Consider the following 19,258-nt stretch of genomic DNA (forward strand, 5'->3'; position numbering starts at 1 on the left):
GCGCCGCCCGCGCGGCGCATCGCGAGCTGCGCTCGCTCCTTGTATGTTGTGTCTGACCTGGCCAGAGAGGTTATTCTCGTCAGGTTCAAGAAGCACTTCCGGGGAGACCGATCGCTCCTGAAGGCAGGGATTGCCCTGACCTTGTACGTAGAGAGGTCCCCCGCCTCATTGCCCACCACGAAGAGTATCGAGAAGCCGACAAGTCGGACTTCGCATTACAAGGTTGCAGCGGCATGAAGTTCGAGGTCGGGGAACCGGAGGCCATTGTTACCTATGTTGCTGGGGAGTGGGAAGGATGAGTGTCTTCGTTGGCCTGGATATCGGTTCGCGCACTTCAATCGCCGGGGTGCGCAAAGATGGGCGCCCTGCTGGTCAGTGGGAGATCGCCCAGACACCAGCCGGACGTAAAGCTGCGGTTAAGAAGCTCCAATCGCTCAAGCCCAAAGCCATCGTGATGGAAGCGACCGGTATCTATTACCTGGATTTGGCCATCGACCTGCACGCCGCTGACCTCCCTGTCTCGGTAATCAACCCCAAGAGCTTTCACAATTTCGCCAAGCTAATGCTGGTGAACAGCAAAACTGATGCGATTGATGCCCAGCTGCTTTCCGAGTATGCCGAGCGAATGACACCACGCTTATGGACCCCTCCAAGCCCTGCCCAGCTTGAGCTCCGGGCTATCGGGCGGCATATCAATCGTCTGGTTGGCCACCGAACAAGGGCGAAAAATGAGTTGCATGCGTTGCGGGCGACCAACACGACCATCGCCATGCTGATCGAAGACGAAGAAGAGGCGATAGCCTCATTGGACAAGCGTATTGAGCGATTTCGTAAGGCTGGCCATGACTTGATTGCTCAATGCCAAATGCTTAGTCGGCAGTACCAACAACTAATTGCCGCTCCTGGCATGGGAGAGGTGTCTGTATTAGCCATTTTGGCTGAGCTCACGACATTACCTGAAATGCTCAAGTCTTCGCAGGTAAGCCGCCATGCCGGTCTCGACGTTCGACAGACGCAGTCAGGTACAAGCATTGATAAGCCTGGTCGACTCGGAAAAAGTGGAAATGCCTACCTGCGAGCAGCGATGTATATGCCAGCGTTGACGGCGATCCGCTATGACCCCTACGCGAAGGGCTTTTACGAATCGTTGCTCAGCAGAGGGAAGAAGAAAATGCAGGCTATCGCCGCCGTCATGCGTAAATACCTGACAGGTGCCTGGGCATGCATGCGTGGCGATGAGCCCTTTGATACGGCCAAGCTGTTCAGCGCTGAGCACCTCAAAAAAGCTTGACCGCCAACAGAGTATCTACGTTCGTTTCGGGCCAATTATTTCTGCGGGATTTGCGCGCGAACGCCTGGGCGCATGACTCGATATCGCGCCGTACAAACAAGGCGGTCGCGCGCGTCTGCCACAGGGATACTGGCCCGAAACAAGCGTAGGAGCGAGCGTAGCTCGCGATGCGCCGCGCGGGCGGCGCTCGATCTCACCGCCACCACAAATCCACCTGCGAACACCCCCTAGCCCCCATTGCGAATTTCCTGGTTTCAGCTAACTTATACAAAAACCTATACAAGATTGAGGTCTTGTACATGTATTTCGAATGGCCCTTCACCCTGTGCTTCGACGGCGCTTGCCCATTGTGCGCTCGGGAGATACGTCCCCTGTTTTCGGTTCTTTACAGGCTGTTCTGTCGATTGAGGCCACACTTGGCCTGGCTACCACATCCCGATGGCGGGCACCGCTGTAGCGGTGAGGAGTCCAAATGTCACATTCGTTAGCCGAGCACTATCATGAAATCCTGGTCGGTATTGGTGAAAACCCGCAGCGCGAAGGGCTTCTGGACACACCCCAGCGTGCGGCCAAAGCCATGCAGTACCTGTGCAACGGGTATGCCCAGAATCTCCACGAGGTCGTGAACGGCGCTTTGTTCGAGAGTGCAAACGATGAAATGATTGTGGTGCGTGACATTGAACTCTACTCATTGTGCGAACACCACATGTTGCCGTTTATTGGCAAGGCGCATGTCGCGTACCTGCCAACAGGGCGTGTGCTAGGGCTTTCCAAGGTTGCACGCGTGGTGGATATGTTCGCCCGTCGTTTACAGATACAGGAAAACCTCACGCGGCAAATTGCGTATGCCGTGCAGGAGGTCACGGATGCTGCAGGAGTAGCGGTCGTGATCGAAGCCAAGCATATGTGCATGATGATGCGCGGGGTAGAGAAGCAGAACTCGGTGATGATGACATCCGTGATGTTAGGTGAATTTCGCGACGACCCCTCTACGCGGCACGAATTCCTTAACCTCATTGGACGACACAACTGACATCCGGTCCTGAACCGTTGCGAAGGGGCGCCCAGATGAGTTCCGTTGCTACCGCTTTATCTCCAAGCCGCTTCGCTGTCCTGGGTTACGGCGGCCTGCTGCCGTTTATTGGTTTGACGGCGCTCATCCTCTTTTCGGCTGAATATCGAGCGTTTTTCTCGATGATGCTGGTTGGCTATGGCGCGGTGATATTGAGCTTCGTCGGTGCCCTGCACTGGGGGTTCGCCATGACGTTGCAGGGGTTGCCCGCGAAGCAGCGTCAAGAGCGACTGGTGTGGAGCGTTATACCGGCCCTGATCGGTTGGGTTGGCACGTTGCTGCCTGTGCCAGTGGGGTGTCTGGTGTTGACCTTTGGTTTTGTCGGCCATCTTTGGCAGGATCGCAAACTGGCGCAAGCCATGCCTGGGTGGTATCTGCCGATGCGCGTGCATTTAACGGCTGTCGCGAGCCTCTGTTTGCTGGTCAGTGCACTTGCGGTGTCCATTCATTTTTGAAACCCCAAGCAACCATTGATGAGTCACTTCTGCGGCCCACCCCAGATATCCCGACCGATGCACACAACCCCGTCAAACAGCAAACGCGCCGTCCTCACCAACCCGCACCCCTTGATCACGCCATGTTCCAGGCTGATTTCCACCGTAAATTCCCCACTCGGATGCTCCACCGCCAAACGCTGACGATCACCGCCGGACGTGCTGGCAAGGCCCTGTGCAACCGACCCTTCAATCAAACAGGCCGTAGCAACACTCACCGCACCAAACACCCCGATGGACGCATGGCAGCGGTGCGGGATGAACGAGCGCGTATTGACCGTGCCGCCGTTGCGCGGTGCTGACAGCAGGCACATTTTTGGCACATTGCGCTGGCTGACATCACCCAGGTTCATGCGTGGGCCCAGTTGCAGGCGGATGGCTTCCAGGCGTGTTTTCAGGGCGCTGTCGGCCTCCAGCGTTTCGCACGGCTCGTAACCGGTCACGCCAAGGTCTTCTGCACGCAGCAGCACCACGGGCATGCCGTTGTCGATGCAGGTGACTTCCAGGCCATCGACACAGTCGCGGCTGTTGCCGGTGGGCAACAGCGCTCCGCAGCTGGCGCCGGCCACGTCGGCAAACGTTACCACCAGCGCCGCCGCACGGCCCGGCACCCCATCAATACGGGTATCGCCGGCATACTCCACCTGGCCCTCGGCGGTCGGCACCTGGGCGACGGCGATCTGCCCGGTGTTTTCCATGAAGATGCGCACCGGTGTGCTCGCGCCGCTGGCGGCCACCAGGCCGCGCTCAATTGCGAACGGCCCTACGCCGGCCAGAATGTTGCCGCAGTTTTGCCCATAGTCCACCCGCGCCTCGTCCACCACCACCTGAGCGAACAGGTAGTCCACGTCGGCGTCATCGCGCTGCGAAGCGCGCATAATGGCGACTTTGCTGGTGAGCGAGTCGGCGCCGCCGATGCCGTCAATCTGCCGGGCATCGGGCGAGCCCATCACCGCCAGCAATACCCGGTCGCGCAGCGGGCCAGGGGCGGGCAGGTCGTCATGCAGAAAATAGGCGCCCTTGGAGGTGCCGCCGCGCATCAGCAGGCAGGGTATGCGGGTCTGGCCCATGTTCAGCCTTCCAGGTCGGTGAGGTGGTCGACATAACGCAGGCCCTTCGCCGCCAGGCGCGGGCGCATCTCGTAGATGTCCAGGCCAAGCTCGCCGGCGGCCAGGCGCAGGCGTTTGCGTTCCTCCAGGTCGGCGCGCTGGGTGGCGGCTTCGAGTACCGCCTGGGCTTCGCCATGGCGCACCACCACTACACCGTCGTCATCGGCCACCACGATGTCACCGGCATTGACGAGCTGCCCGGCACACAGCAGCGGCAGGTTCACCGAACCCAGCACTTCCTTCACTGTGCCTTGGGCGTTGATGGCGCGGGACCACACGGCAAAGCCCATGTCGCGCAGTGTCTGGCTGTCGCGCACGCCCGCATCGATCACCAGGCCGCGCACGCCGCGGGCCTGGAGCGAGGTCGCCAGCAGGTCGCCGAAATAGCCATCGCTGCACGGCGAGCTGGGCGCCACCACCAGTACGTCGCCTGGGCGGCACTGCTCCACGGCAACATGGAACATCCAGTTGTCGCCTGGGGCCACCAGCACGGTTACCGCGCTGCCGGCCACTGCCACACCTTGCTGGAGGGGGCGCACGGCAGTATTGAGCAGCCCCTTGCGACCTTGGGCCTCATGCACCGTGGCGACACCCAGCCGGCCCAGGGCATCGATGATGTGTGGCTCAACGCGTGGGATATTACGCACGACGATGCCGGTCTTGCCGATCAGCCCGCTCATGCCAGGTTCTCCGTCACGCGTGGGAACACGCTCTGCAGGCCTTCGGCGTAGACGATGTTGCGTGCACTGGTGATGCCCACGTTACGCTTGGCTTGCACGCCGCGCTGCAGGGCTACGCGGGTGTAGTACTCCCAGAGGTGTTCCTGGCCGGCCATGCACTGGATGGCGGCATACTTTTTGTCCCACACCGGGGTGATGTCCAGGAAGGTGTCCGGGCGCCATTCGCACTGCTCGGGCTGGTGCGGCTCAAAGGCGTACACCGGCGGTGCGCCAACGATCTTTTCGCCCGGCTTGTAGCCTTCAGCCTGCGCGATGATGCGGGCTTCCTGGGCCAGGTGCATGGCCAGTGGGTGGTCGTAGTTGTAGGGGTCTTTGAGGGAGTGGCTGAGTACGAACTCCGGTTGTACCCGGCGATACACATCGGCCAGGCGGAACAGGGTGTCCTTGTCGGCGCGCATCGGGTAGTCGCCGATGTCGAAGAACTCCACGCTGGCACCGAGGATTTCGGCCGCGGCCATGGCCTCTTCACGGCGTGCGTCCTTGACCTTGGCTTCAGTCATTTCACCCTTGCGCCACAGCTTGGCAGACTCACCACGCTCACCGAAAGACAGGCAGACCACGTGCATGGCATAGCCTTGCTCAGCATGCAGCGCAATGGCGCCACCGGCACGCCAGACAAAGTCGGCCGAATGTGCGCTGACCACCAGGGCGGATTTTTGTGGGGTATTCATGGTTCGTTGGCTCCTGCAGTGGGGGTGGGCGCAGGATGTCACTGGCCTGTGCAGGGCACTAATGCGTTCATTTGCAGCGGCTATGCGTTTTATTTATTGCCGGGCAAGCGGGGTAGAGGCATAGTCGCCGCAGTCACGAGCCGAGCGCCGGGAGCCCTTATGATCGATGTCGAACTGCCCAACCTGATGCAAGTCCGCGCGTTCATCCGGGTAGCCGAGCTGGGCAGCGTTTCGCGGGCGACGGAGGTGCTGTTCCGTGCTCAGTCCGTGGTCACTCGCGCCATCGCCGAGCTGGAGGCGCGCTTTGCCGTGCCCCTGTTCGAGCGCCATGCCAATGGCATGCGCCTGACTGACTATGGCGAGTGCCTGCTGCCGCGTGCACAGCGCGTGCTGGCGGAACTGGACGGCGTGCCGAGTTTGCTGGGCACCGCGCAGGGCGAGCCCCTTTACCTGTTTCAGGCGCGGCGCCTGCAGGTGTTCGTGAAGCTCTGTGAAACACGGCACATGCAAACCGTGGCGCGGCACTTCGGCCTTAGCCAGCCGGCGGTCAGTGCTGCCTTGAAAGTGCTCGAAGGCGGCTGCGGACAGCCCTTGTTCGTGCGCACGTCGCGCGGCCTGCAGCCCACTGTGGCCAGCCGGGACATTCTGTTCCCCATCCGCCGGGCGCTGAACGAGTTGCGCCTGCTGGACAGTGACCTGAGCGCGATGCAAGGCACCCTGCGCGGGGTGGTGCATGTCGGCGCGTTGCCATTGGGCCGCTCGCGCATTCTACCGGACGCCATTTTACGCTTCACGGCCCAGCACCCACAGGTTCGGGTGGTGACCAACGAAAGCCCGTTCGACCTGTTGGCGACCGAGCTGCGGGTAGGGGATGTGGACTTCGTGCTGGGCGCCTTGCGGCCTCACGACTACGCCAGCGACCTGGTGGGCGAGCCGCTCATCAACGAGGAAATGGTGTTGCTGGCCCGTCGAGGGCACCCGCTGTTGCACACACACCTGACGCTCAAGGGCGTGCACCAGGCGCGCTGGGTGTTGCCGCGGGCGGGCTCGCCGGCCCGCCAGCTGCTCGACAACTGCTTCGCCGCCGCGGGCCTGACAGCGCCGTGGCCGGTGGTGGAAAGCGCTGATCTGGCGGTTATCCGTGGTCTGTTGGTGCGTTCGGACATGCTGGCGGCGGTGTCTGCGCACCAGTTGGCTTACGAGATTGCCAGCGGCGAACTGCAACGCCTGCCGCTGGCACTGCCCGGCACTGCCCGCGCCATCGGGCTCATGCAGCGCAGTGGCTGCCTGCAGTCACCGGCAGCAGTCGCGCTGATGACCTGTATCCGCCAGGTCATCACTGAGCAGGCGTAAGCTCGGGAGGGGCCTCAAAGCAGGCTCAGGGGGTAGCTGACGATCAGCCTGTTTTCATCGAAGCTGTTGGTACTGCCCCAGTCCCGGCGCTGGCTGGAGTTTCGCCACTTGAGGTTCAGGGCCTTGAACGGCCCGGACTGGACCACATAGGCCAGCTCGCTTTCGCGGCCCCACTCGGTGCCGTCCTGGGTGCTGGCGTTGTGCACGTTGTCACCGTGGATATAGCGGTTCATCAGGGTCAGGCCGGGTATGCCAAGCACCACGAAGTTGAAGTCGTGGCGCACCTGCCAGGAGCGCTCGCGGGCGCTTTCGTAGCTGGAGCCGAAGGCGTCGTTGGCCAGCGTGCCGCCGCTGGTGCCGTTGACTCGGAACCATTCATCATCGCCCATGACCTGCTGCAAACCGACGTAGAACGTGTTGCCACCCAGCTTCGCCGAGAACAGGCCCGAAGCGGTGCGGTTGTCCAGTTCGCCTGCCTTGGCGCCACCGTCGTCCTTGCCCCAGAAGTAGCCCAGGTTGGCGCCCAGTACCCAGTTACCCAGCGGCTGTTGATGCTGCACCTGGAAGTAGCGCTGCTGGTAGATGTCTTCCAGCTGGGCATACCAGGCGCCGACCAGGGTGCGCTCCTGGTTGAAGCGGTATTCACCGCCGGCGAAGTTGAAGCGGTCCGAGGTGAAGGCTGTGCGCGTGAACAGGCTCATGTCCTGCATGCTGGCGTCGTTGCGCGGGCTGTTCTGGCGGAACTGGCCGCCATACAGGCTCAGGCCGGCCAGCTCGTTGGAGGTGACCTGCGCGCCCTGCAAGGTTTGTGGCAGCGAGCGGCCGTCATCGGCGCGCAGGATGGGCAGGGTAGGTGACCACTCGCCAACCTTGAGTTCCGTCTTGGACACCCGCATCTTGCCCGCCAGCGCCGTGCGGCCAAAGTCGTCCGCCGGGCGCCCGTCGTCATGAACAGGCAGCAACTGCGTGCCGGCGGTGCCCTTGCCGCCATCAAGTTTGATGCTGTAAAGGCCCAGCACGTCAACGCCGAAACCGACCACGCCGGGGGTGTAGCCGGACTTGAAGTCAAGGATGAAACTTTGCGTCCATTCCTCGGCTTTGCCTTGGCTTGCCGTGCCCGTGTAGTCGCGGTTCATGTAGAAGTTACGCAACGTCAGGCTTGCCTTGGCATCGTCGACGAAGCCTTCGGCCAGGGCTTGCAGTGGCAGGCTGGCTGCCAGTGCGAATGTAGGGACGAGCGGGTACAGGGTGCGGCATTTCATTATTTTTATTCTCCAGGGATGGGCAAAGCGCTGCCCGCCAGCGGCGCATCGGCGCTGGGCAGGTTGAATCAGGGAGCGGTGGGGGTGGCGGCGCGGGACGCGCCGTCACAGGATCAAGCGGGTTGCATCGGTCAGTTTGGCGCTTTGCCGGCCACCGAGTAGCGAACCTGCTGGTTACGGGTCTTCATGAAGTCTTCGATGCTCTGCCCGCGCATGGCGGCGTAAATGTCCAGGTTGGACACACCCAGTACGGCGCCTAGCTTCTCCAGCACGAAGAAGATCACCCCGTAGTGGATCAGCCCGCGCCAGTCGCGGCGGCGCAGCAGGTCGCTTTCCTCTTCGCTCAGGCCTGCCTCGCGGTACAGCGCTTCGGGTTCGCTCAGGAAACGCTGGCGCCACTGCGGCTCGATCATGCGATGCAAGAACTTGTTCAGGCGGTAGCCTTTGGCACTGCGCTCCAGGGTGTAGGGGTAGGTGCCTTCAAGCTGCTCAGCCCCTGCCAGCTGATGCTGCATGTGCTGGCGGTGACGTTCGTTGACCGGCGCCGGCAGTGCCTGGTCGCGGTTTTCCAGCAGCAGGGTGGCAATGCCGGTCATCGATGGCAGGTAGTAGCTTTGGTGCTTGCGCTCAACATTGGCAGACAACGCGCCACGCATGATCAGCCAGGTGATCACCTCGGCGCCTTCCATGCCGCCGAGCGTGGCGTACTCAGCCAGTGTCATCTCGGTAAGGCGCTGTGGGTCGTTCACCAGCAGTTCAAGGAACTGCGCGTCCCACTCCGGGTTGTTGAAGCCGCAACGCTCGCCGTGCACCTGGTGTGACACCCCGCCGGTGGCGACGATCGCCACCTTGAGGTCTTCGGGGTAGCTCTCGATGGCGCGGCGCAATGCCTGGCCCAGTTTGTAGCAGCGCCGGGCCGTGGGGATCGGCAGCTGCAGTACGCCGACCTGCAGCGGCACGATCTGTACGGGCCAGCTTTCATCGCAGGGCAGCAGCGCCGACATGGGCGAGAAGAAGCCGTGGTCCAGCGGCTTGTCGCGGAAAAAGCTCATGTCGAACTCATCGGCCATCAGGCTCTGGCCGATGTGCCGCGACAGCGCTGCGTGGCCGCCCACTGGCGGCAGGTCCCGCGGGTTACCCCCTTCATCGGCCACGCCATACTGCTCGTCTACGCCCAGGGTGAAGGCGCTGTAATGGTCAAAGAAAAACGAGGTGATGTGGTCGTTGAAGATATAGAAGAGTACGTCCGGCTGGCGCTGCTGCAGCCACGTGCGGATCGGCTCGAAGCTTTCGAAGATCGGCGCCCAGGCGGCTTCTTCCTGTTTGTCGTGGTCGACTGCGAAGCCGATGGTTGGGGTGTGGGAGACGGCCAGGCCACCAATGATACGAGCCATGCGAAAGTCCTCTGTTACAGGTTACGGCGCGGTTACTGCGGGGTTCGCGCGCAGCCGGGCGTGGCCGTTGGCCAGGATCGCCAGGGCGGCGGCGAATGCCGGCAGGCCGAGGAGGGTGAACAGCAGCGGCAGGCCCAGCCCAAGGCTGAGCACGGCACCACCGATGAGGGAGCCGAAAATGGCCCCAAAGCGCCCGATACCGAGCATCCAGCTTACACCTGTGGCGCGGAACTCGGTCGGGTAGTAGCCAGGGGCGAAGGCGTTCAGGCCGGTCTGCGCACCGCTCATGCAGAACCCGGCAGCCGCCACGCCCACCACCAGCAGGCTCGACTCCAGGCTCAGGGCGCCCAGTGAGACGATGCACAGGCCGCCGAGGGCGTAGGCGATGGCGATGACCCGGTTGGGGTTGCGTCGGTCCATGATCCAGCCGACCACGATTGCGCCCACTGCGCCGCCAATCTGGAACAGCCCGGTGATGGTGGCGGCGCGCTCGATGGACAGCCCGCCATCACGCAGCAGGGTCGGCAACCAGCCCATGGTCAGGTAGATCACCAGCAGGCCCATGAAATAGGTCAGCCACAGGGCCAGGGTGCCCAACCGGTAGCGCTCGCTGAACAGCTGCCGGGCCGGTGCCTTGTGCTGCGTGGTTGGCTCACTGACGATAAAGCGCGTGCCGGCAGCGAAGCGGCCGCCGAGTTTGGCCAAGGCTGCCGCAATCTGGCTGGCCGGTGCCTGGCGTGCAGCCAGGAAGCGGGCGGACTCTGGCAGCAGCCACCACAGCAGGGGCAGCAAAGCCAATGGCAGCAGGCCGCCGGCCAGCAGTACCGACTTCCAGCCGTGATGAGGGATCAGCCAGGCGGACAAAAAGCCGCCCAGGCCCGAGCCCATGTTGAAGCCGGTGAACATGATGGTGATCATCAACGAGCGGTTGCGGGTAGGCAGGTATTCGGCGAGCAGGGTGGTGCAGTTGGGCATGGCCGCACCCAGGGCAATGCCGGTCAGCAACCGCAACACAGCCAGCTCATAGGGGTTGCGGGCGAAGGCGCAGGCCAGGCTCAGCAGGCTGAAACCACTGACCGCGATCAGCAGTACTTTCTTGCGGCCCAATCGGTCGGCGTACGGGCCGGCGGTCAGTGCGCCGATGGCAAGGCCGACCATGCCGGCACTCATCACCGGGCCAAAGGCGGCGCGCGACAGGCCCCAGTCCTGCATCAGCGAAGGCGCGATGAAACCCATGACGGCGACATCGAAGCCATCGAACAGCACGATCAGGAAGCACAGCGACAGGATCAGCCACTGGTAGGCGGCAATGGGGCGGTTATCGATCCAGTCTTTGACATCGATAGGGGCATCGACAGGAGGCTTAAGCATGCGTGGTCACCTTTATTCTTGTATTGGTGTGAATTGCGCTGGGTTCCGCTAAGGCTTTGAACGCGTAACGGCCCAGCAGCAATCACCCCGCCGGACTGCGGCGTGAGGCGGACTGTACTGCCATGGTCCATGGCAGCGCCTGCGGGATTTCTTTAATGAGATATCCAATTTTTTTATCGCAGGCTTCGTGGCAGCAAGCTGTTGCCCTGCGAAGGGCGTGATGGGGTGGCGACGCTGGTTAACTGGAACTTGCCGGCAGCGGATGGCCGTTCAGGAAGAGCCAAGGCTGAACGTCTTCAGCCAAGCAGCGCGTATGTGGCTGCCTGCCTGTGGAGGTTGGGACCGATAACATCACCGCCGGCACGCTAACGTTGAGTAGTTGCCATCCTGCACGGCCATGCCCATGCCGAGACGTATCAGAGCGTGATCAAGTAACGTCCCGCACCTGATGTATGGGAGTGGAGCCTGTGCTAGCGGGAGGCAGGCAACGTGATAGCTGTCACGGACGAGTGCCCCTGGCGTCGTCTACATTGCATAGATTCCTCCATCGCAAAAGGAAGCAGCCATGGCCAAGCCCCGGATTTTCGTTGCATGCATTACATCGATGGTAATGGCATTAGCGCCCTGCGTTTCATCGGCTGATCCTGGCAATGGCAAAGGGCAGGGGAACGGGAAGGGCCAGCCTCCACACTCCCAAGGACCTGGCCAGTCAGGTGGCGGCAAGAAGGGGGGCGATCATGGTGGCCGACACGGTGGCCCGTCTATAGACCGTGGTGATGTCCTCGGCATCTTGAGTGGCCATCGTGACTACTGGAGTCCGGGCCCCTCGCTACCACCCGGTATCCAAAAGAATCTCGCTCGTGGCAAGCCGCTCCCTCCAGGTATCGCCAAGAAACTGGACGGTCGCCTGCTCGGCCAGTTGCCGCACTATGACGGCTACGAGTGGATGCAGGCCGGTGCCGATCTGATCCTGGTCGCTGTGGCGACGGGCCTGATTTATGAAGTGCTGAACGGAGCCTTCGACTGACCCCGTGTGCGCCTTGTGCCTCCGACATGGCTGGGACGGCGATGAAGTGTTGAAAAAATAAATGGAGCAGATCCTCGCAACCCGTGGTCGATCCAGTTGTATAGGGTTAATCCTAAAGTGGGGTTAGCCCGGCGACTTTGGACGCTACCAACTTCGGTTGCTGGAGGCTGTATGCGAATGAGGGGTAACGTGTACTGGGCGTGGGTCGACCCTACGCTCCACCACCGTAGCCACGAAGAAATGCTGGGCGATGGCATCCGGATCGATGTCCAGGTAAGGCTTTCGCGCACCGGTAGTACGCAAATGTTCCTGGGGGTATATGCGCGTTCTGGCATGGCTTTGCACGAGGAGGCCTGCGCTTCCCGGCCAAGTGAGTCGATGGCCCGCGCGCTGGCCTGGGGTGTTGTGCGGGCGCGCCGAATAGCGGAGCAGGGCCTCCCTGCCGCTGACTCCATGGTTGCCCTGGATTAGAAAGGTGGGTCGTGCAGAAAAAGGAAATGGAAGAGCATGGGGTTTACCCTATCTTCCATTTCGTCCTGTGAACCTGATCGACTGACTACTGCGCTTCCTCCAGCTTGGCAAAACGCAGCGATACTGACCGAATCATTGTTCTTGAGGGAGTGCGCTGGCTTCAGCATCACCCTTCACAGGTTCATCACGGTTCAGGGATCGACTTTCCCATTTTGCCACTACCAAGGGGGCCAGCGCGTTGCCTAGCACATTCAGTGCAGTAACCGGCATATCCATTAGCCTGTACACCCCAGCAATCAAGGCAACGCCCTCCAACGGCAACCCGGCGGCGGTGAGCGTGGCAGTGAGGATGACAAACATGAACCCCGGTACGCCAGCAGCGCCCTTGGAGGTGAGTACCATGATGAAAACAAGCATGATCTGGTCTGCCAGGGCGAGCTCAATATTGTAAACCTGGGCAATAAAGAGTGTGCCTAACCCTGCAAACAAAGAGGCACCATCAAGGTTGAACGAATATCCCAGCGGTATGACCAGCGTGGTGATGTTGCGTGGTACGCCTCTCACTTCGCTCTTGGCCATCAGTTGAGGCATGACCGTCGCGGAGCTGGCACTACTGAATGCCAGCACTAATTCATCCTTGAAAGCCTTGATGATTTCAAAAATGTTTTCGTCGACCAGCTTTGCAATGAAGCCCAGCACCACGATAGCAAAGAATAGTACCGCCAGGTATGTCACGCCGATCAGCTTCGCCAGCGGCAGCAGGGCGTGAATGCCAAAGCTGGATACCGTTACTGCAATCAGGGCAAAAATGCCGATCGGAGAATACGCCATCACCATGTGGGTTACTTTGAACATGGTATCGGCAACGGCTTGTAACGCACCGACCAAGGGAAGTCGGTGTTGCGTGTCCAGCTTTGAAAGCGCCACCCCAAAAATGATTGCAAAAAACAGTACGGAAAGTAGCTTGGCTTCAGCCATCGCCGCGATGATGTTATCCGGGATGATTCCCAGCAGCACATTGCCTAACCCCTGTGATGCGCCCTGCATCGGGGCTTGTACCGTGCTAGTTGCTGTGCTGGAAAAGTCGGCGCCAACGCCAGGCTGGAAAATATTACCCACTAATAATCCGAACACAATTGCCACGCCGGTAACCGAGAAGAAGTAAACCAACGCCTTTGTTCCCACTCGCCCGAGAGAGCGGCCCCCAGATCCGGCAATCCCCACTACCATGCAGGAGAACACCAGCGGGACGATGATCATTTTCATCAGCTTGATGAAGGCATCGCCCGCGGGCTGAAGGACCTGCGCTACCCACCAGCCTTTTTGATCGGGAAAGTAGTTGAGCAGTAGCCCGACAATAACCCCTGAAAACAAGCCGATTGCAATCTGGGTGATCAAGCTGATCTTTCTTTTCGCAGCCATGGTGATGGGTCTCTTGTTATTATTGGGATGAATCAAGAAGCGAAGACGGCGGAGAGATTTTTAAAGCCTTTGATTTCGATTGGGTTGCCGCTCGGGTCAAGGAAGAACATCGTACATTGCTCCCCGGGCTCCCCCCTGAAACGAATGACTGGGGGGATCTCAAACACCATGTCTTTGGCCTCTAACCGCTGAGCAAGCTCCAGCCAGCGATCAAGCGGCAGTACCACGCCAATATGGGGCATCAGCACCCTATGCTGGCCCACTTTGCCTGTGCGGGTAGTCTTGAATGGCTCACCAAGATGCAGGGAAATCTGATGCCCGAAAAAGTCAAAGTCTACCCAGGTGTCAGTACTTCGCCCCTCGATACATCCCAGGTAATCTTTATAGAATTTTCGGGCGTCTTCCAGGCTGGTAACATGGTAGGCGATATGGAAAGGATTAAACATGGCGACTCTCCTCAGCAGGGGAGAAAAGCTTTTCAGAACGCGCGACGCATGTACACCCACCCACGCTTGGTCTGAGCATAAGGAATCGGTATGGACATCAGAACGCTGGAGGCCGTTATATCTGTCATTGACAATGGGTCAATCGCCAGCGCTGCAAAAAAGTCGAATGTGTCATCGACGGCCATCAGCTTGCGAATTCAAAGCCTCGAGAAAGAACTGGAGTGCGAGCTCTTCAACCGAGATGCCCATTCCATAAGGCCCAATCAGAGGCTAATTGCCGTTACACAAAAAATTCGTGACATCATACTACAAGCCAATACATTGAAATTTGATCTGCAACTGGATGGCTTGCGGGGGGATGTTAATCTTGGCGCCATATCTACCGCATTAACGGGAATCATACCGTCAGCCATCGAGCAGTTTTCGGTATGCGCCCCTGACGTGAAGCTGAAGATTACCCCAGGGGATTCAAAGCTCCTGTACGATAAACTTGTCGGCGGCGAGCTGGACGCGGCCATTCTCGTTGAGCCACCGTTCAAGCCACCTAAGTCTGTAAGGTTATATGTGCTCCGCGCCGAGCCGCTTGGGCTGCTAAGCGGTACGCCGGTCACTGCAGACGCAGTTTTATCCGCCCTGGAAACTCAGCCCTTCATACGCTACGACGTCAACTCATGGGGCGGATCATTGGCTCAGCGGTACCTTGATGATCGTGACATTGATGTGAGGGTGGGGTGCGATATCGACTCACTGGAAGCCATTGATTTGCTGGTCTCCTATGGTCAGGGAGTATCACTTGTACCTCAGTGGCTCACGACAGGGTCGTTCAGTGCTCACTATATGCCCGTCAGTCAGGATACCCGTTACAGCCGAAACATCGTATTGGCTTATAGTGAGTCAAATCGTAACTTGCCAGCCCTTCAGCGCCTTCGGGAAGTTCTCACCGCCCTCTAGGGCGATGATCAGCCTACACATGCCAGGTTTTATATGAAGAGATGTCGTAACCACCGCATGGAACCCTCCAGCCGTGATCCGGCAGAAAACGGTATTCTTGGAAGACACACCTACTGCTGCAAGGACCGAATACATGACCCAACCACCCGATGGCCTGCCGATTTACCGTGTATTGACCGGCCCCGATGACGCGTCTTTTTGCCATCGGGTGAGTGATGCCCTGGAGCTGGGCTATCAACTCCATGGCGGGCCTGCGCTGACGTTCAATGGCAAGAATGTGATCGTAGCTCAGGCGGTCATCTGGCCGGGGGCACAGGCGATTTCAGCCTGATGTTCGTCTTGGTTATTGCAGCGCCTGGGGGATCGAGCGCCGCGCGGGCGGCGCTCGATCTCACAGGCTCCGCAATAACCAAGACGAACCCCGGGTTATCATTGTTGCCGGGCTCAATCAACCCACCGCCACAGCGGTTCATCCAGCATCCCCACCCCGCGTAGCTGGGTTTGCCCTTGTACCTTTTCCAGCTCCAGCACATTGCACCCGTCACACGCCGACAGCGCTGCAATCAATGGCGCACTGTGCGATACCACCCAGACCTGGCTACGGCCAGACGCCCGGATAATCAGCCGCGCCAGGGCCGGCAGCAGGTCGGCGTGCAGGCTGGTTTCCGGTTCGTTCAGCACCATCAACGACGGTGGCCGCGGCGTCAACAGCGCAGCCATCAGCAACAGATAGCGCAGCGTGCCATCCGACAATTCAGCACCTTCAAGTGGCCGCAAGAGGCCATGCTGGTGCAGCCGCACACTGAACAGCCCACCCGGTGGCGCATTGATTTCCAGACGGCTACCGGGGAACGCGTCCTCGAGCGCCTCTTCCAGGTCTTCAACCTCGCCAATCTCGACGATGGTCTGCAACGCCGAGGCCAAGTTGCGCCCGTCGTGATGCAGCACCGGTGAGCGAGTCCCCAGTTGTGGCTGACGGCAGGGCGCATCACGGTCGATGCGAAAGTGGTCGTAGAACCGCCAGCTGTTGATGAATGCCCGCAGCTCGCCAATTTCCGGGGCCTGCCTTGGCCGGCCAACGATACTGAAGAAGCTCTCGCAGCTGTCGGCATGCTGGTCGAGCACCGTCCAGGCATTGCCCTCGCGGGCCCGTACCAGGGCATTCTTGCGTTCTACCAGCGACGACGAAGGCCGATAGGCCCCGGCAGCCCAGATGACCTCGGTCTTGATTTCGGGGTCAAGCATGAAAGCGGTGGGATAAGGCAGCGGGATCGGCAAACCGAGGGAGATGGCAAAGCCGAAGTCCTCGGTGGCAAAGCCCAGGCGCAGGCGCCTGGCCTCGCTCGGATGCTGCCCTTGAATCGGTACCTCACCGCGCTTCATGCGCGCACTCATCTCTGGCCCGGCCCACCAGGTCGAATCCAGCCCGCCTTCCCTGGCAAGGGCTTCGATCACACCGCCTTGGGCGGTTTCGGCGAGCAGCCGCAGGGCCTTGTACAAGTTGGACTTGCCGCTGCCGTTGGCGCCGGTCACCAGGTTGAGCTGGCCCAAGGGCAGTACGAGGTGGTTGATCGAGCGGTAATTGCCGATGGCGAGGGTGGTGAGCATGCGGGGTGTCCGGTTTGAACCTGGCGGCCGATTGTGGCGTAAGCAGGGCGGCCTTGCTACTGCCCGACCGCGGCTGCCCGGGGGCAGAGCACACAGGCAACGCAATGGGGCAGCCTGTTCATCGGGCCTGCTGCTCGATCAACGCCAGGCAACGCTGCACGATCGGGCTTACATCACCTTTGCGCCGGCTGAGGATAATCGGGCTGACAGCGTCACTGTCCAGCAGGCCGACATATTCGATATCGGTACGGTGCTGCTGCTGCACCGATGCCGGCACCAGAGTAATGCCCACGCCAACGGCCACCAGGCCAATCGCTGTCTGCAGCTCATTGGCCCATTGGCTGACCCGGATGCTCATGCCGTGGTGGGCGAACAACGCCAATATATGGTCGGCGTAACTGGGCCGGGGGTTGGCCGGGTAGAGGATGAACGCTTCCCCGGCGAGCTGCGACAGGCTCAGCGGCTGGCCTGCCAGCGGGTGGCCCTTGGGCAGTACGGCCACCAGCGGGTCCTCGCACAGTACCTGCTGGTGAATGGCCGGGTCGTCGATGCGGATGCGCCCAAATGCAATATCGATGCGCCCGCTTTTCAAGGCTTCCACCTGCTGCAGGGTGGTCATCTCGCTCAGGCCCAGTTCCAGCTCACTGTCCTGGCGCAGCTCGCGGATCAGCTCCGGCAGCACGGTGTACAGTGTGGACGGCGCAAAACCGATACCCAGCCACTGCCGCTGGCCCTGGCCGATACGCAGGGTGTTGTCGCTGATGTTCTGCAACTGCTGCAGCACGGTGCAGGTCTGCTCGTAGAAGAACCGGCCGGCCTCGGTCAGCCGCAGCGGGCGTTCGCGCACCACCAGCAGGGTGCCGAGCTGATCTTCCAGCTGGCTGATCTGCCGGCTCAGCGGTGGCTGGGCAATGTGCAGCAGCTCGGCGGCGCGGGTGAAGTTCAGGGTTTCGGCCAGAACCTTGAAGTAACGCAGGTGGCGCAGCTCCATCAGACCTCCAGGGTATGGTGGGAGATTCATTTGATATTGGACGCTGGTCAGGGTCTCGCGCAATCCTTGAACAATCAAGTTAATGCACCATTCGGGCCTGCAACTGGCTGCCCGACCTGACGAGACCTGGCAACAATGACAAGCGCGCTGATTGAACGTATCGAGGCAGTGATCGTCGACCTGCCGACCATTCGCCCGCACAAGCTGGCCATGCATACCATGCAGCAGCAGACCTTGGTGGTATTGCGCATCCGCTGCAGCGATGGTGTGGAAGGTATCGGCGAGGCCACCACCATTGGTGGCCTGGCCTATGGATACGAAAGCCCCGAGGGCATCAAGGCCAATATCGACGCGCACCTGGCCCCGGCGCTGATCGGCCTGCCGGCAGACAACATCAACGCCGCCATGCTCAAACTGGACAAGCTGGCCAAGGGCAACACCTTTGCCAAGTCGGGTATCGAAAGTGCCTTGCTCGACGCCCAGGGCAAGCGCCTGGGCCTGCCGGTCAGCGAACTCCTGGGTGGCCGTGTGCGTGACAGCCTGGAAGTGGCCTGGACCCTGGCCAGCGGCGATACCGCGCGCGACATCGGCGAAGCCCAGCACATGCTGGAAATCCGCCGGCACCGGGTGTTCAAGCTGAAGATCGGCGCCAACCCGGTGGAGCAGGACCTAAGGCACGTAGTGGCGATCAAGCGCGAGCTGGGCGACAGCGCCAGCGTGCGTGTCGACGTCAACCAGTACTGGGATGAGTCCCAGGCATTGCGAGCCTGCCAGGTGCTCGGCGACAACGGCATCGACCTGATCGAGCAACCGATTTCGCGCATCAACCGCGGTGGCCAGGTGCGCCTTAACCAGCGCAGCCCGGCACCGATCATGGCCGATGAGTCGATCGAAAGCGTTGAAGACGCCTTCAGCCTGGCCGCCGACGGCGCCGCCAGCATCTTCGCCCTGAAAATCGCCAAGAACGGTGGCCCACGTGCCGTGCTGCGCACCGCGCAAATCGCCGAGGCCGCGGGTATTGCCCTGTACGGCGGCACCATGCTCGAAGGCTCGATCGGTACCTTGGCTTCGGCCCATGCCTTCCTGACCCTGCGCCAGCTGACCTGGGGCACCGAGCTGTTCGGGCCATTGCTGCTGACCGAAGAAATCGTCAACGAGCCGCCGCAGTACCACGACTTCCAGTTGCACATCCCCCGTACACCAGGCTTGGGCCTGACCCTGGACGAACAGCGCCTGGCGCGCTTCGCCCGTCGCTGATTGCATAGCAAGCAAGGAGATCAACCATGTTGTTCCACGTGAAGATGACCGTGAAATTGCCGGTCGACATGGACCCGGCCAAGGCCGCCCAGCTGAAGGCCGACGAAAAGGAACTGGCCCAACGCCTGCAGCGCGAAGGCACCTGGCGCCACCTGTGGCGCATTGCCGGGCACTATGCCAACTACAGCGTGTTCGATGTGCCCAGCGTCGAGGCGCTGCACGACACGTTGATGCAGTTACCGTTGTTCCCGTACATGGACATCGAGGTCGACGGCCTGTGCCGGCACCCCTCGTCGATCCACAGCGACGACCGCTGATCCGCACCTGT

The 19,258-nt window shown here is 60.9% G+C and carries 20 protein-coding genes; 10 read left to right on the top strand and 10 right to left on the bottom strand.

Features of this window, described 5'->3' with window-relative positions; all coding sequences use genetic code 11:
• Positions 1–295: 295 nt before the first annotated feature.
• The 3 genes from E8E68_RS18005 to E8E68_RS18015 all read left to right on the top strand — a co-directional run bounded on the left by E8E68_RS18005 (position 296) and on the right by E8E68_RS18015 (position 2,818).
• On the top strand, positions 296–1,291 hold the full coding sequence (locus E8E68_RS18005) for an IS110 family transposase (protein WP_280343398.1): 996 nt from the start codon (positions 296–298) through the stop codon (positions 1,289–1,291).
• Between the two features lie 472 nt (positions 1,292–1,763).
• A complete protein-coding gene (gene folE / locus E8E68_RS18010; RefSeq protein WP_280343401.1) occupies positions 1,764–2,324 on the top strand; it encodes a GTP cyclohydrolase I FolE in 561 nt (186 codons plus the stop codon).
• A gap of 35 nt (positions 2,325–2,359) precedes the next feature.
• Positions 2,360–2,818 (top strand): DUF3429 domain-containing protein, encoded by a 459-nt coding sequence (locus E8E68_RS18015; RefSeq protein WP_266029985.1) that lies wholly within the window; start codon positions 2,360–2,362, stop codon positions 2,816–2,818.
• Positions 2,819–2,841: 23 nt separating this feature from the next.
• Here the strand turns inward: E8E68_RS18015 and E8E68_RS18020 are convergent, their stop codons facing one another.
• From E8E68_RS18020 to galB, 3 genes are read right to left on the bottom strand one after another with little or no spacing between them, the layout of a single operon-like run.
• Positions 2,842–3,927 carry a 4-oxalomesaconate tautomerase gene (locus tag E8E68_RS18020; protein WP_280343404.1) on the bottom strand — a complete coding sequence of 362 codons (1,086 nt, stop codon included), beginning with the start codon at positions 3,925–3,927 and terminating at the stop codon, positions 2,842–2,844.
• A gap of 2 nt (positions 3,928–3,929) precedes the next feature.
• Positions 3,930–4,646, bottom strand: coding sequence for a 4-carboxy-4-hydroxy-2-oxoadipate aldolase/oxaloacetate decarboxylase (locus E8E68_RS18025; protein WP_266029987.1), 717 nt, complete (start codon positions 4,644–4,646; stop codon positions 3,930–3,932).
• The gene (galB, locus tag E8E68_RS18030; RefSeq protein ID WP_110159605.1) at positions 4,643–5,419 is read right to left on the bottom strand and encodes a 4-oxalmesaconate hydratase; all 777 of its coding nucleotides are present in this window, start codon (positions 5,417–5,419) and stop codon (positions 4,643–4,645) included. The genes E8E68_RS18025 and galB overlap by 4 nt, the downstream gene beginning before the upstream one ends.
• A 117-nt stretch (positions 5,420–5,536) precedes the next feature.
• Between galB and E8E68_RS18035 the strand changes: the two genes are divergently transcribed.
• Positions 5,537–6,730 carry a LysR family transcriptional regulator gene (locus E8E68_RS18035; protein WP_280343413.1) on the top strand — a complete coding sequence of 398 codons (1,194 nt, stop codon included), beginning with the start codon at positions 5,537–5,539 and terminating at the stop codon, positions 6,728–6,730.
• Between the two features lie 14 nt (positions 6,731–6,744).
• Here the strand turns inward: E8E68_RS18035 and E8E68_RS18040 are convergent, their stop codons facing one another.
• The 3 genes from E8E68_RS18040 to E8E68_RS18050 form a co-directional block, all read right to left on the bottom strand.
• Positions 6,745–7,992: an OprD family porin gene (locus tag E8E68_RS18040; protein WP_266029990.1), complete on the bottom strand. Its 1,248-nt coding sequence runs from the start codon at positions 7,990–7,992 to the stop codon at positions 6,745–6,747.
• Positions 7,993–8,123: 131 nt separating this feature from the next.
• Positions 8,124–9,386 (bottom strand): gallate dioxygenase, encoded by a 1,263-nt coding sequence (locus tag E8E68_RS18045; protein ID WP_108079154.1) that lies wholly within the window; start codon positions 9,384–9,386, stop codon positions 8,124–8,126.
• A 21-nt stretch (positions 9,387–9,407) separates the two neighbouring features.
• A complete protein-coding gene (locus E8E68_RS18050; RefSeq protein ID WP_280343417.1) occupies positions 9,408–10,757 on the bottom strand; it encodes an aromatic acid/H+ symport family MFS transporter in 1,350 nt (449 codons plus the stop codon).
• A gap of 565 nt (positions 10,758–11,322) precedes the next feature.
• On the opposite strand from E8E68_RS18050, the gene E8E68_RS18055 reads away from it, so the two are divergent.
• Both E8E68_RS18055 and E8E68_RS18060 read left to right on the top strand, forming a co-directional pair.
• On the top strand, positions 11,323–11,784 hold the full coding sequence (locus tag E8E68_RS18055; RefSeq protein ID WP_280343420.1) for an anti-virulence regulator CigR family protein: 462 nt from the start codon (positions 11,323–11,325) through the stop codon (positions 11,782–11,784).
• A 171-nt stretch (positions 11,785–11,955) separates the two neighbouring features.
• Positions 11,956–12,255 (top strand): hypothetical protein, encoded by a 300-nt coding sequence (locus E8E68_RS18060; RefSeq protein WP_266029994.1) that lies wholly within the window; start codon positions 11,956–11,958, stop codon positions 12,253–12,255.
• 132 nt (positions 12,256–12,387) lie between these two features.
• Here the strand turns inward: E8E68_RS18060 and E8E68_RS18065 are convergent, their stop codons facing one another.
• Positions 12,388–13,677 carry a cation:dicarboxylase symporter family transporter gene (locus E8E68_RS18065; RefSeq protein ID WP_280343424.1) on the bottom strand — a complete coding sequence of 430 codons (1,290 nt, stop codon included), beginning with the start codon at positions 13,675–13,677 and terminating at the stop codon, positions 12,388–12,390.
• A 32-nt stretch (positions 13,678–13,709) separates the two neighbouring features.
• Positions 13,710–14,123: a VOC family protein gene (locus E8E68_RS18070; protein ID WP_110744251.1), complete on the bottom strand. Its 414-nt coding sequence runs from the start codon at positions 14,121–14,123 to the stop codon at positions 13,710–13,712.
• Positions 14,124–14,213: 90 nt separating this feature from the next.
• On the opposite strand from E8E68_RS18070, the gene E8E68_RS18075 reads away from it, so the two are divergent.
• A complete protein-coding gene (locus tag E8E68_RS18075; RefSeq protein ID WP_280343429.1) occupies positions 14,214–15,074 on the top strand; it encodes a LysR family transcriptional regulator in 861 nt (286 codons plus the stop codon).
• Between the two features lie 133 nt (positions 15,075–15,207).
• The gene (locus E8E68_RS18080) at positions 15,208–15,405 is read left to right on the top strand and encodes a DUF1737 domain-containing protein (protein ID WP_266030236.1); all 198 of its coding nucleotides are present in this window, start codon (positions 15,208–15,210) and stop codon (positions 15,403–15,405) included.
• 113 nt (positions 15,406–15,518) lie between these two features.
• Here E8E68_RS18080 and E8E68_RS18085 read toward each other — a convergent pair whose 3' ends face one another.
• A complete protein-coding gene (locus E8E68_RS18085; protein ID WP_110744248.1) occupies positions 15,519–16,682 on the bottom strand; it encodes an AAA family ATPase in 1,164 nt (387 codons plus the stop codon).
• A 118-nt stretch (positions 16,683–16,800) separates the two neighbouring features.
• A complete protein-coding gene (catR, locus tag E8E68_RS18090) occupies positions 16,801–17,673 on the bottom strand; it encodes an HTH-type transcriptional regulator CatR (protein WP_280343434.1) in 873 nt (290 codons plus the stop codon).
• 135 nt (positions 17,674–17,808) lie between these two features.
• Between catR and E8E68_RS18095 the strand changes: the two genes are divergently transcribed.
• A complete protein-coding gene (locus E8E68_RS18095) occupies positions 17,809–18,930 on the top strand; it encodes a muconate cycloisomerase family protein (protein WP_280343437.1) in 1,122 nt (373 codons plus the stop codon).
• Positions 18,931–18,956: 26 nt separating this feature from the next.
• Positions 18,957–19,247 carry a muconolactone Delta-isomerase gene (catC, locus tag E8E68_RS18100; RefSeq protein ID WP_003256111.1) on the top strand — a complete coding sequence of 97 codons (291 nt, stop codon included), beginning with the start codon at positions 18,957–18,959 and terminating at the stop codon, positions 19,245–19,247.
• Positions 19,248–19,258: the final 11 nt, after the last annotated feature.

Origin of the sequence: Pseudomonas sp. BN607 (assembly GCF_029871175.1) — a bacterium.
GTDB lineage: Bacteria > Pseudomonadota > Gammaproteobacteria > Pseudomonadales > Pseudomonadaceae > Aquipseudomonas.

Bases quoted from the DNA above. Each gene is read 5' to 3' on its own strand.
- E8E68_RS18005 (WP_280343398.1), top strand. From the start codon at position 296: ATGAGTGTCTTCGTTGGCCTGGATATCGGTTCGCGCACTTCAATCGCC.
- folE (WP_280343401.1), top strand. From the start codon at position 1,764: ATGTCACATTCGTTAGCCGAGCACTATCATGAAATCCTGGTCGGTATT.
- E8E68_RS18015 (WP_266029985.1), top strand. From the start codon at position 2,360: ATGAGTTCCGTTGCTACCGCTTTATCTCCAAGCCGCTTCGCTGTCCTG.
- E8E68_RS18020 (WP_280343404.1), bottom strand. From the start codon at position 3,927: ATGGGCCAGACCCGCATACCCTGCCTGCTGATGCGCGGCGGCACCTCC.
- E8E68_RS18025 (WP_266029987.1), bottom strand. From the start codon at position 4,646: ATGAGCGGGCTGATCGGCAAGACCGGCATCGTCGTGCGTAATATCCCA.
- E8E68_RS18035 (WP_280343413.1), top strand. From the start codon at position 5,537: ATGATCGATGTCGAACTGCCCAACCTGATGCAAGTCCGCGCGTTCATC.
- E8E68_RS18040 (WP_266029990.1), bottom strand. From the start codon at position 7,992: ATGAAATGCCGCACCCTGTACCCGCTCGTCCCTACATTCGCACTGGCA.
- E8E68_RS18045 (WP_108079154.1), bottom strand. From the start codon at position 9,386: ATGGCTCGTATCATTGGTGGCCTGGCCGTCTCCCACACCCCAACCATC.
- E8E68_RS18050 (WP_280343417.1), bottom strand. From the start codon at position 10,757: ATGCTTAAGCCTCCTGTCGATGCCCCTATCGATGTCAAAGACTGGATC.
- E8E68_RS18055 (WP_280343420.1), top strand. From the start codon at position 11,323: ATGGCCAAGCCCCGGATTTTCGTTGCATGCATTACATCGATGGTAATG.
- E8E68_RS18060 (WP_266029994.1), top strand. From the start codon at position 11,956: ATGCGAATGAGGGGTAACGTGTACTGGGCGTGGGTCGACCCTACGCTC.
- E8E68_RS18065 (WP_280343424.1), bottom strand. From the start codon at position 13,677: ATGGCTGCGAAAAGAAAGATCAGCTTGATCACCCAGATTGCAATCGGC.
- E8E68_RS18070 (WP_110744251.1), bottom strand. From the start codon at position 14,123: ATGTTTAATCCTTTCCATATCGCCTACCATGTTACCAGCCTGGAAGAC.
- E8E68_RS18075 (WP_280343429.1), top strand. From the start codon at position 14,214: ATGGACATCAGAACGCTGGAGGCCGTTATATCTGTCATTGACAATGGG.
- E8E68_RS18080 (WP_266030236.1), top strand. From the start codon at position 15,208: ATGACCCAACCACCCGATGGCCTGCCGATTTACCGTGTATTGACCGGC.
- E8E68_RS18085 (WP_110744248.1), bottom strand. From the start codon at position 16,682: ATGCTCACCACCCTCGCCATCGGCAATTACCGCTCGATCAACCACCTC.
- catR (WP_280343434.1), bottom strand. From the start codon at position 17,673: ATGGAGCTGCGCCACCTGCGTTACTTCAAGGTTCTGGCCGAAACCCTG.
- E8E68_RS18095 (WP_280343437.1), top strand. From the start codon at position 17,809: ATGACAAGCGCGCTGATTGAACGTATCGAGGCAGTGATCGTCGACCTG.
- catC (WP_003256111.1), top strand. From the start codon at position 18,957: ATGTTGTTCCACGTGAAGATGACCGTGAAATTGCCGGTCGACATGGAC.